Below are 5,004 nucleotides of genomic sequence, written 5' to 3'. Positions count from 1 at the left end.
TTCGTCCATTGTGGAAGATTCTCGACTGCAGCCACCCGTAGGTGTATGGTCCGTATCTCAGTACCATCGGTGGGGGTCAGGCTCTCACCTCCCCTAGCCGTCATTGCCTTGGTAGGCTTTTACCCTACCAACAAGCTGATAGCCCGCAGGCCGTTCCCAAAGCGCCGGAGCTTTACTCCTGAGAGACTATCGGGTATTAATCCACCTTTCGGTGGGCTATTCCCGACTTTGGGGTACGTTCCTACGTATTACTACCTCGTCTGCCGGTCCCCTTGCGGGTCCCTCGACTTGCATGCCTTATCCACGTCGCCAGCGTTCATCCTGAGCTAGGATCAAACTCTAATAAAAAATCAAAGCATCGTGAGATGTCTGATTCTTAAATAGAACGGAACAAAAGAAAAAATACTATCTTTGTTCTTTACTCTTTGCTCTTTAATTACTCTTTTTTATTTTTTGTTATGTGATGCATAACATGAACACCTATACTCCTATAGATGTTCGTTTTATTCAGTTGTCAAAGGACTATTGAAAACAGCCTTTCTCAAGGCGTTTTCCTATTATATAGATAAATAAGAAGAGGTCAAGCCCTAGGGACTTGACCTCTGTTGGCACGTACTGTGCGTGCTAACCGCCGTTATAATTGCGGACGAAGTGGCCGCATTTCGTGCACACGACCTTCCCATCCTGCCACATAGGATCATAGTCTTCTACATGGTGATCGGCGGGCGGCGCGTCACATCTGGGACAATCCGGAGAGTTTTCCGCCAGCACATGACCGACTCCGAGAATAGCAGGTTCTTTGCCGTTTTTTTTGCTCACTGTTCGGTACTCCTTTTTTCAATAGTGTTACAGAACAAACCCCTTATATTTTTACCATTCTCTGCTTTTTTACGCAAGAAAAACGCGAGAGTAAACTGACGTGTCGGTTCGCCGCACATAATTTTTGAAATATTACTTGCTATACCATCCTTTTATTTGATGTGTGGTACACACTTCTGCGATGACCGACAACAAAGATCTTTATTGTTTTTGATTCGATGCGAAAAATAATTCTATAATTTCCGACTCGGAGTTTGCGGTACCCCTTGAGCGTGTTGCGGAGTGGTATGCCAAATACTTCGGGGCGAGAAACAAGTTTAGTTTCAATAGCGCTCTTAATTTTACCTCGCCATTCTCGAGAGAGCAGAGGAATGTCGCGTGCTATAACCTGCTCATGACAGACAACCCTGTACGTTATGCCCATGCCTTTTTGTGTGAGATAAATCGCGCACCCTTTCTATCGCGGTTTTGAGCGATTTCCGCCCAGACCTGATCTTCCTCTATCTCAAGCGCGACACGAAGAAGCTCCGTTGCTTTTGTCGCCTGCGGGACGCGGTCGCGTTTGGCGATGCAAGAGAGCATTTCTTCAAGTTCGCTTTCCATACTGATATTGAGTCGTTTTTTTGTGGTAGCCATGGTTTTTTCTTTATCCTTAACACCCAAAGTGTATCAAAAGTGTGCCACCCGTGTCAAGCGCTTATAAAGTTACCCTCATGGAGTGCCACGAAATACCATAATGCTTCGCGCTAGCTGCGGGACTGCCACTTTTCAACAGCGACCAAGAGCGGCGCGGCGAGGAAGATGGAGGAATAGGTTCCGGCGATGACTCCGATTGCAAGAATTATGCGGAAACGGGTATGCCTATTTCAATAGTACCAATTTGGTTTTTGGGAATCTGTGATGATGCATCAAGAATTTCTAAGCCAAGAATTTTCCCGCTTTTATCCACGTCAACAAGCAGACGGTCTTTCATTTTGATCGTCTTGGAAACCTTCCCCTTCTTAAGGTAAATGTACATGGCGTCCGCTATTTTATCGTATTGTATTTTCATATATAGTAAGCTGTTACAATGATGACTTCTGCTCTCTTTTTTATATAAACAACCTCCAGTGTTCTGCCATTCAATTTTTTCGTCGCTTTCATTTTGTTGTTAAATGCGAACTTATTACTATCGGGATTTTTCAGTACCGTCTTAATTTGAGAAACATCTATACCTCGCTCAAGTATTCTATATTTTACATGGTCGGTAAATTGTATCTTCATAGTACCAATTATTTACAGGAGGTACAAGACGCGATACTACCCCCTCCTCTGCCACTTTTCAATAACTACGAGAAGCGGTGAGGCGATGAAGACCGAAGAGTAGGTGCCGGCGATCACGCCCACCGAAAGCGCGAGAGCAAACTGACGTGTTGGCTCGCCGCCCAAAAAATAGAGCACGAGCATCACGAAGACCACTGTCATGGAGGTGTTTATTGAGCGCGTAAACGTCTGTGATAAACCCTCACCCACCGTCTCCGCAAATCCCTTATCAATATGATACTCCTTATTCTTGCGGAGGTTCTCGCGGATACGGTCAAACACCACGATCGTGTCGTGTATGGAAAAGCCCAAGATCGCAAGAAGCGCCGTCACAAAGAGCGCGTTGACCTGGAAATCAAGGAAAAAATTCCCGAGGAGCGCGAAAACCCCCGTTGGAATGATCACGTCATGCGCCAGTGCAATGATCGCAACCAACCCGTATTTCCACGAAGACACCGGCTCGGATATCCGGCGAAACGCAAACGTGATAAAGAGAATAATGGCAACCATGACGATAGTGATCGCGATAACCGCCTTGCGCTTCAGTTCGTTGCCGACCACGGGACCGATGGAGGTGAAACGCTCTTCTTCAAACACCGTCGTGCCACCGAGAGAAAGCGCATTTAAAACCTCCATTCGTTCCTGCCCCGAAAGGTCTTTTGTGCGCAGGATGATACCGTTGTCTCCCCCCGGCTGGATAATGGTATTGCCAAGTCCGATACTTTTTATCCCCTCCTCTATCGTCTGGACTTCAGGTCTGCCATTGGGATATGAAACTTCAATAAGAGCGCCGCCCTTGAAATCAATGCCTAAATTAAGTCCGAAAAAAAGTATGGCAAAAAGAGACGCGCTCAGAAGTATGGCCGAGAGTGCGAAAAATATTGATTTATAGCGTACGATAAACATGATATTAAAATTCAAAAGAATTATCTGATCCCCGAACCGAATAAAAATCTCTTCATCGCGCCTTCTTCCCCCGCTTTCTTTGTCTCAATGGCAAACAAGAGCGTACGCGTGATGCTAATGGCGCTTATCATACTGACAAGAACACCGATCAAGAGGGTCAATGCGAACCCTTTCACCAACGAGGTGCCGAACCAAAAGAGAATGACGGCGGAAATGATGCTTGAGATGTTACTGTCGCGAATGGAAAGCCACGCGCGCGCGAAGCCTTCTTTCATCGCCTCGGGAATTTTCTTTCCCCGGCGCATCTCTTCTTTCATGCGTTCAAAGATAAGAATGTTCGCGTCCACTGCCATGCCTATAGAAAGTATAAAACCCGCGATGCCGGCCGATGAAAGCGTCACCGGAATCACCTTGAAGAGTGCCAACATGATGACCACGTAACATCCGAGTGCGACTACGGCAAGAACGCCCGGCAAACGATACCAGAAGATGAGGAAGAGGGCGACTACAGCAATGCCCCAGATTCCCGCATTGATGCTTGCCACGAATGCTTCGTGTCCAAGTGATGGCCCGATCGTCTGCGTTGTTAAAAGCTCTATCGGCACCGGCAATGCGCCTGAGTTGAGACGCCCGACAAGTGTTTTCGCCTCCACAGGCGTCATACTGCCGCTGATCTGGGCGCGTCCGCCGGTGATCTCCTCACGGATAACCGGAGTAGAGATCGGTGACCCGTCCAAATAGATCGCAAGGGTCTTGCCCACATTCTCTCTGGTGATCTTCGCAAATAAGTCCGCCCCCTCGCTATTGAACACGAGGGAAACGAGCGGCTCGCCGGTATTGGCGTCAAACTCAAGTTGAGCGCGATCCAGGAGGCGCCCGGTTAATCCCGTATCGGTATAAATATCTTCATTCAAAAGCGGGTTCTCTGCCACTTCGCGCCCTTCGGCGAGCGCCGCCTGCGCTTCTTTATACGCGTCTATGATCGGTTGCACCTCTTCTTGCGGACGCTCCAGTTTGAATTCAAGCAGGGGCGTTTGACCGATCATGGCAATTGCCGCATCCACATCGGTTACCCCGGGAAGTTCCACGACCAATCGGTGCTCCTTCTGTCCGCTGATAAGAGCGGATGTTTCCTCCAATTGCACGAGTGGTTCTGACACGCCGAATAAGTTGACGCGTCGCTCGATCACGTCGCGGAGCGCATCCATGGAATTCGCGACATCCGCATTTTCCAATGCCGAAGTGTCGGCGCGATACACCAAATGGGTGCCACCCGAAAGGTCCAGCCCTAATCTGAAGGGAAATCGCGCATCAGGGTTTACTTGGGAGGCATAATCAAAGTAGCCGATTCCAAGACCGCCGAGGAGTAATATAAGCGCTGTAAGCCTTATTTGCCACATAATACGCCAAGTATACAGATTCTCCGATAATTATCAACCGTAGTTTTTAACGGTTTATCCTACGGACCCTGTGGTACAAAAAGTACGAAAAAGCCCCTATAAAGGCTCCCAGTGCCCACCCTGCCAATACATCAAATGGCCAATGCACTCCGGCCATGACCCGCGCGATACCGATCAAAAGCGCGCCGAAGAGATAGAGTGCTCCCAGTCCTCTGTGGTAAAAAAATACTGCGGTGGCGAGCGCCGCAAAAAATGTGGCATGCCCCGACGGAAACGAGTCAAGCCCGCTCCCATTCTCAAAGATCACGCGGGCGTCAAGAAGCGTGATGAAAGGTCGGGGGCTTACATAAAAATACTTAACAACATGCGCAAGCACCCATGCCAGAGTTGCGGCGCTCAAAACAACCAAGATGTTTTTTATACCTTCTTTCTTTGTGTGGGTGTGGGTAAAGAGAAAAGTAAAGAGCATCGCGAGGAGCACCCATCCGAGATACTCCGCGATGAAGAAAATGACTTGATCAAGCCATTCGTATTGAAATGCAAACGAGTTAAGATACAAAAAAATTGATTCGTTCAT

General features: G+C 48.1%; 6 protein-coding genes and 1 rRNA gene. All 7 read right to left on the bottom strand.

The window, feature by feature from the left end:
* A 16S ribosomal RNA gene (locus AAB523_02805) occupies window positions 1–348 on the bottom strand; the annotation flags it as partial.
* A gap of 610 nt (window positions 349–958) precedes the next feature.
* A complete protein-coding gene (locus AAB523_02800; GenBank protein MEK7556189.1) occupies window positions 959–1,243 on the bottom strand; it encodes a type II toxin-antitoxin system RelE/ParE family toxin in 285 nt (94 codons plus the stop codon).
* A complete protein-coding gene (locus AAB523_02795; protein ID MEK7556188.1) occupies window positions 1,234–1,455 on the bottom strand; it encodes a hypothetical protein in 222 nt (73 codons plus the stop codon). Before AAB523_02795 ends, AAB523_02800 begins: the two co-directional genes overlap by 10 nt.
* Window positions 1,456–1,660: 205 nt before the next feature.
* Entirely contained in the window at window positions 1,661–1,870 is a 210-nt protein-coding gene (locus AAB523_02790; protein ID MEK7556187.1) for a DUF2283 domain-containing protein, read from the bottom strand.
* Window positions 1,871–2,118: 248 nt separating this feature from the next.
* Complete coding sequence (gene secF, locus AAB523_02785; protein MEK7556186.1) at window positions 2,119–3,027, bottom strand: protein translocase subunit SecF; 909 nt, start codon at window positions 3,025–3,027, stop codon at window positions 2,119–2,121.
* Window positions 3,028–3,047: 20 nt separating this feature from the next.
* Complete coding sequence (gene secD / locus AAB523_02780) at window positions 3,048–4,427, bottom strand: protein translocase subunit SecD (GenBank protein MEK7556185.1); 1,380 nt, start codon at window positions 4,425–4,427, stop codon at window positions 3,048–3,050.
* Window positions 4,428–4,473: 46 nt separating this feature from the next.
* Window positions 4,474–5,004, bottom strand: a 531-nt coding sequence (locus tag AAB523_02775; GenBank protein MEK7556184.1) for a phosphatase PAP2 family protein, incomplete at its 5' end; no start/stop codon positions are given.

It is taken from the genome of Patescibacteria group bacterium, from assembly GCA_038063375.1.
GTDB lineage: Bacteria > Patescibacteriota > Minisyncoccia > Phycocordibacterales > JANLHH01 > JANLHH01.
Note: the sequence above shows the minus strand (reverse complement) of the source record. Positions and strands in the feature narration are given on the sequence as shown.